The 5,765-nt window shown below is 41.2% G+C and carries 8 protein-coding genes; 3 read left to right on the forward strand and 5 right to left on the reverse strand.

The annotated features are described in order from the left end of the window. Positions 1-645 precede the first annotated feature (645 nt). Together PPOP_RS11875 and PPOP_RS11880 are read right to left on the reverse strand one after the other, a co-directional pair. Positions 646-1,563: a Kiwa anti-phage protein KwaB-like domain-containing protein gene (locus PPOP_RS11875; RefSeq protein ID WP_006286639.1), complete on the reverse strand. Its 918-nt coding sequence runs from the start codon at positions 1,561-1,563 to the stop codon at positions 646-648. 104 nt (positions 1,564-1,667) lie between these two features. Continuing rightward, positions 1,668-1,871 (reverse strand): Acb2/Tad1 domain-containing protein, encoded by a 204-nt coding sequence (locus PPOP_RS11880; protein WP_006286641.1) that lies wholly within the window; start codon positions 1,869-1,871, stop codon positions 1,668-1,670. A gap of 95 nt (positions 1,872-1,966) precedes the next feature. Here PPOP_RS11880 and PPOP_RS11885 point away from each other — a divergent pair, with 95 nt between their 5' ends. Beyond that, a complete protein-coding gene (locus tag PPOP_RS11885; protein ID WP_006286643.1) occupies positions 1,967-2,416 on the forward strand; it encodes a hypothetical protein in 450 nt (149 codons plus the stop codon). A gap of 38 nt (positions 2,417-2,454) precedes the next feature. Here PPOP_RS11885 and PPOP_RS19480 read toward each other — a convergent pair whose 3' ends face one another. The 3 genes from PPOP_RS19480 to PPOP_RS11900 all read right to left on the reverse strand — a co-directional run bounded on the left by PPOP_RS19480 (position 2,455) and on the right by PPOP_RS11900 (position 4,550). Next, positions 2,455-3,036, reverse strand: coding sequence for a DUF3238 domain-containing protein (locus tag PPOP_RS19480; protein WP_052516616.1), 582 nt, complete (start codon positions 3,034-3,036; stop codon positions 2,455-2,457). A 103-nt stretch (positions 3,037-3,139) separates the two neighbouring features. Then, a complete protein-coding gene (locus PPOP_RS11895) occupies positions 3,140-3,745 on the reverse strand; it encodes a DUF1492 domain-containing protein (protein ID WP_148277929.1) in 606 nt (201 codons plus the stop codon). A gap of 250 nt (positions 3,746-3,995) precedes the next feature. Then, on the reverse strand, positions 3,996-4,550 hold the full coding sequence (locus PPOP_RS11900; protein WP_006286651.1) for a site-specific integrase: 555 nt from the start codon (positions 4,548-4,550) through the stop codon (positions 3,996-3,998). 175 nt (positions 4,551-4,725) lie between these two features. Between PPOP_RS11900 and PPOP_RS11905 the strand changes: the two genes are divergently transcribed. Together PPOP_RS11905 and PPOP_RS11910 are read left to right on the forward strand one after the other, a co-directional pair. Further along, on the forward strand, positions 4,726-4,980 hold the full coding sequence (locus tag PPOP_RS11905; protein ID WP_234399807.1) for a type II toxin-antitoxin system HicA family toxin: 255 nt from the start codon (positions 4,726-4,728) through the stop codon (positions 4,978-4,980). A gap of 52 nt (positions 4,981-5,032) precedes the next feature. Next, the gene (locus PPOP_RS11910; RefSeq protein ID WP_006286652.1) at positions 5,033-5,299 is read left to right on the forward strand and encodes a type II toxin-antitoxin system HicB family antitoxin; all 267 of its coding nucleotides are present in this window, start codon (positions 5,033-5,035) and stop codon (positions 5,297-5,299) included. The last annotated feature ends 466 nt before the right edge of the window (positions 5,300-5,765 follow it).

Below are 5,765 nucleotides of genomic sequence, written 5' to 3' on the forward strand. Positions count from 1 at the left end.
GGGGTGGTGAGAACTTTCATTCTACACGAATCCGGCCATGGGCCCTTTGTTTTTTATTCCCAGAAGGTGTCGCACTTCATTTTACAATCCGTCTAACCCAAAACTCTGCACTTCAATTTTTCGTTTTCCATGTTTTTTAAATCATAAATGTCATAATTTGAAATCAAAACTTCTTCGTTCGCAGTCTTAAAAATGTTGTATCCGAAGAACAAAAACAGTGGATTAAGATAGATAAAATTATTCCTCACATAAATAAACCCTAAAAGTAAAAACAATCCTGCATTCACTAGTAAACTGTTTACTTTGGTAATTTCAATTGAAAGTAATGGGATTAAGTATGTTACAACATAGCTTAATAGGCTATCCTCAGTCTTGCTAACACCCGTGAATTGATGTTTTTCATTTTGACTTCGATTAGTTATGCATAGCAACGAGATAATCGAAATAACTATTAAAATGAATATTATTAACCAAAATAAGGAAGTACTTATGTCTTTAAATTTTATTAAATCCCAAAACTGTAGCCATGATGTGAAATAGTTATAATTTCCAATGACTATTAAAATATACAGTGGGAAAAATGAAGACACATATAGCCCTATCCTATATAGCACTGTAATCATTTTTTCACCACCTCAATCTTAATTACACCCCTTCATCGATACCCTCTCTGTTATTTATCAAGCTTCGATAAAACGAATCTCTTATTAGTCTTGTGATGTCCAGTAATTGGCTTTTTTCTTCGTAGACTAAAACAGTATTTCCTTCTTCAAATTTAATATCTAGTTCAAAAATATCAACAACCTCTAACACATTTTCAAAATTTATAAAGCACTTGTGAATCCGTTCCTCATCATCCAGGATTTTTGTTAAAGCCCTTATTATCCTTCCATCAGCTAAGCAATCTTCTCGGAATTGTTCGAAATTCTGTATTCTCCGGGATCGTCCAACAATTTCCAAAGTATAAGATGCTTTCTCAATATATTGATCTTTAATTGAAAATATTCTTTCTAATGAAATATGGTTCAGAACCAGCATCTCATCTCTAAATATTACAACATCTACATTGCCATCGATACCCAGCAAATCCGGATTTAATTTTTCAAAGTCTCCCTCGATAAACCTACCAATTAATCCTTTGGTAAGCCGGTTAAATTTTGTGACTCTTCTAAAAATCATCAATTCGTCTTGATCTTCAAGTACTATTTTCAAACAATAAAATGTTAGTTTTCTTATTTCTTCCGTAGCTATTCTTCTTCTAATAACCACGTCCTCTCTAATACTATTTAGAATTTCTTGAAAATTCATTATTTCTTTAACATCACAGTATTCTACACAGCCATCTACTGTACCAATAGGGTTAAAAGGCCTTTGTTCTGTTTCTCTTACTTCTTTAAGAGCGTTAGTAACAATGCTAATTAAATCGGCTTGTAAATCAGTTGAAATAGTCGGTGAATATGAAATATAGGTGTCGTTGCTTTGTTTGCGCGTAAAGTACAACCTTAGATCTACATTTTCTAACCGTACTCTATCAAGCATTGTTATTATCCCATTAATATCCATTGAAACCCCTCCTCACGTCATACTTCGACACGAGGAAGGATTTTCCTCCTAATAAAAGTGCCACCCCGAAGGAGCGGCTGTATAGAGGTAGGAGGATTAACAGATTAATTACGCGCTATTGCAGCGTTGGCCCACATAACTGCTTGCTCCAGATTGGTCATAGTCAGCGACTTTTCGCGGCTGTTCGGGGCCAGCTCATCAATCAAATAGGCCAGTTCCTTCGCCTTATCGCGAATAGCCGTGTACTTTTCCGGTTGCCCTTCTTTTGGGGCGTGATACTTAAAATTGTTTTCGATTTGCGGATTCATTTTAAACACCCTTTCTGAGCATAATAAAAGCCACTGAATAATCAGTGACTTGGAAAACATTACATGTTATATTTTGTATAAAAGGAGGGATGACCATGTTTGCTTATTTTAAAGGTGCTGGCGCTTCGGCTTTTGTTGCTACGTTACTTGCCCCGTTAGTCCTTTTTTGTTTACCCCAACCGTTTGGGTATTCGACACAAGGATTATATCTTGTACTTACATTTACAATTGCGTCCAATTATGTTGGTTGTGTTTTAGGTTGGATTTTACTAACTTCCCTAAATAAATCCAGGTCAATAGATACGGGTACAGCCGTTATGCTTTATGTTTTATTGGGTTGTGTATTTACTGCCATGTTGAGTTTCGTATTTAGCTATTTCGTATTAGTTTTTACCCTTATCGCAATGAGCGGTTCAGTATCTTTTTACTTGGCGCAACGTATTAAGAATAGGATGTTGTCTTGGGGTTTGATATTGTTTGGTCCCTTTGCACTAATCGCTGCATCTTCTAGTTACTTGTATTTAACTTTATCGCCATTTATGTGATGGGGGGCGAGCCCCCCCCATACGAAACGAATTTAAACTTAAGAACAAGTTCCCACAGCGATATCTTTATCCATTGGAGGACCTAGGGCCCAAGCACTTTCCGTTCCATGGTTATAACTGTAAATGTTGATAGGAGTGCCGTAATTCACACGCTTCCACACCTCATAGTTTGGAAAACCATCGTGACTACCTGTAACACATACCCGACCATTTTTACGAACAGAGACATATATTTTGTAGTCAATATCTGGGGCCAACGCAACTAAAGGATTACTGGCAGCACCAATAGCCGTAAAATGTAAAATGTCATTTTCTATTCTGATGTCTTCCAATTTAATTTTATCAGCACTAGCTTTTTTGCACTTTTTTTGGGTTTCAACCGAACTTGGGGCAACTTCAGTAGGATAAAATTTAAGAACGTTTTCACATGTCGTACCTGTCATTGCCATATTTGTGACAATGTCAAGGTCATCTAGATCAACCTTGATATACTGTGCGATGCGATACGAACCGTCGTATGAAAACCCTCGGTTATCCCCATCAAATGTACTCGGCCCCAAAGGGTTACTAATCTTTGCTTCTGGAATAAAAACTTTAATCTTGATTTCACACGTAGACATTTGCATATCCCCTCGCTTTTGATAATTCTGCTGACACTAGCATTTTAGCACGGTTGAAACGGCTTGAACTGGACATCCTACTGGACATCTTACTGGACATTTTTTAAAATCCACTTAATTTCGCATACTGGCTAACTGCTTTTGTCCTCCAACGAAAGTATGTCTTCTCTGCCACAGCTAACTTTTCACATATTTTTGACACAGAGAGATTATCTATATATTTTAACCGCAGTAGCTTTGCCAGCTCGACGTCCATCGCATCCAACACCGCATCGATGCGCTGCTTTTCGGCCTGGAGGTCTTGATACTCCGCCAACTGCTCCAAAATCGCCTCGTATCCTTCCGGGGTTCCCGTTCGGGCCTCGATGACTTTCTGGATCTTCCGTTGCAGCTCCTCAAGTAGCCGTTTATCCTCATCATCGCCTGAGACGCACTCAGAGACCGCCTGACGCTGTTTTAATGTCCCGGTAGGGTAAATCCCTAGATAGGCATGCGCAACGGCTTCTAGGCGCTTCTCGTGGCGTGTGAGGTACATGTACGACGGTAGACCCCTCAGCTTACGGTGCAGCTCCTGCAAGTGGTCGTCCTCGTTGAGTCGGGATACGGTAATGCCATTGCCGACGCTATATGTCTCTAAGACACGCAGGCGGCCCACAATATCACGGTATCCGGTCAGTTGATTGATGACTTGTTGTTCAATCTGTTTCACAGGCTTCCCCCCAACCCTCATGCTTGTCCCTTAAAATCACAGTCTCCTTTCTGCGTGCATCTGCCGCATTCTTTCGCCGGCTGCTCCCGTGACGGCAGCTTTCGATGTTCACTAATTACATGCCGTCCCCTCCTTCAATTCCTCATATCTAATAATTTTGAATAACTGGCAAAGTACCGAATTTCCTTGTAGTATCAAGGGTCTTGTTGATTCTCCCAGAATGTGTTCCAAACATCCTCATTTTGCGGAATTACAATCCAAAATCATCAATTCCCTTGTCCATCATGTCTTGATCCATGCCGATGTATCGCATCGTTACTTCAGGGCTGGAATGGTTAAAAATCTTTTGGAGTAGCACAATGTCTTTGGTCTTTTGATAGAAATGATATCCAAACGTCTTCCTCATGGTATGAGTCCCGATATCCACGAGTCCGATATCATCCGCCGCTTTTTTCAATATCTTGTAAGCCATATCTCTGGTAAGTGGTTTATTTTTGCCCTCGCGGCTTTGAAAGAGAAAATCGAATTCGTCCATATTCGCAACATAACGTTTAAGCTCTTTCCGTAATGTCGGGTTGATTTTTATCCATTTCTGTTTATCAGTTTTCATTTCACGCATCACAATATGTTCCCCTTTAACATCCATGACGCGTAGTTTCAAAATGTCCTGAACACGAAGCCCGACGTTTATCCCGAATACAAACAACATCCGGTTACGTTCCCCATAGCGAGGGCTTGATGTTAACAGATAGCGCTTGACCTGCTCGATCATAATCGGATCTCGTATCGGCTGTACGATATTCATGCCATCACCTCACTTCCCAACTAAAAGAAATACCGCCCCCGAAGGAGCGGCAAAGTATATGAAGGTTATGAATAACTGTGCCTCTATATATAGGTGGCAACCGTACGACAAAAATCAGCCCACTAACCTTTCATGCGCATATTTTATACGCATTTATTATTGATGCGCGTTATTTATGCGTGTTATAATAGATAATGAAGGGAGGGAGAAACAATTGGGGAAGCAACGTACCGTCAGGGAAGTCTTACAAACGCTCAAAGCTGCGGGATTTTACAAATCCCCCACTCACGGCAAAGGCACTAGCCACCGTCGGTACATACACAAAGACAACCCTACGCGATACGCCGATGTGAGTTACCATTCCAGCGGCGATGTTCTAGCGAAGGGCACGTTGAAAAGTATTGAGCGAACATCAGGGGTTGAATTTTAACCCTTGATGTCCCCTTGCTCTCTCCCTTCCATGAATATAAGGAGGTTCTCAGATGCCAAATTACATTTATCCTGCTGTTGTTGAAGAGACGCCGACCGGTGTAAGCATGTACTTTCCGGACTTCCCGGGCACCGCTGTAACAGCTCCGTCCGTTGTCGTTGGCATTAAAGATGCCAAGGCCATGTTGATACACCGAATCGAAGAACTGCACGACAACAATGAACCTGTGCCGGAGCCTTCCGAGATTGGCTCTATTCAGTTGGAGGAACCTAGCGACCGGATTATTTATGTTGAGGTGTTCGTGAAGCCTTGGGCATAGAAAAGCGGCCGTGATTAGGCCGCTTACTTTTTTATGATATTGGGTGTATATCCCGTTCTTTCCTTCATCGTGATTCCTTAACGGTATCACTGTGACAGCGCCGTTCCCATGCCTCAAACGACACCATCACACTAATACCATTAATCCCCCGTATCACACAATCGCAATACAGCTAAGGTTGCATCGGCTGCAACCATTCAGCGTGACCGAGTGCCTACGACGATGATAAGGGTACAGTAGACATCACCCAGAGCACTGTTCCCTCGCTCTGCTTCTACTGTAACCCTCAACCACCGACAAACAGCGGACACAAAATAGACATACTACAGACAGATTTTTTCTAACTCTCCGATCAGTTTCAGTGTGTTAGCTACCGACTCTATACCATCGTTGAGATACCTGTCAACTGTTCTATCCGTTACCTTGTTCCACCTGATCAATGTCTGCTGCCGTGAATGCTTCTTTA

The organism is Paenibacillus popilliae ATCC 14706 (assembly GCF_000315235.1).
GTDB classification, from domain to species: domain Bacteria; phylum Bacillota; class Bacilli; order Paenibacillales; family Paenibacillaceae; genus Paenibacillus_B; species Paenibacillus_B popilliae.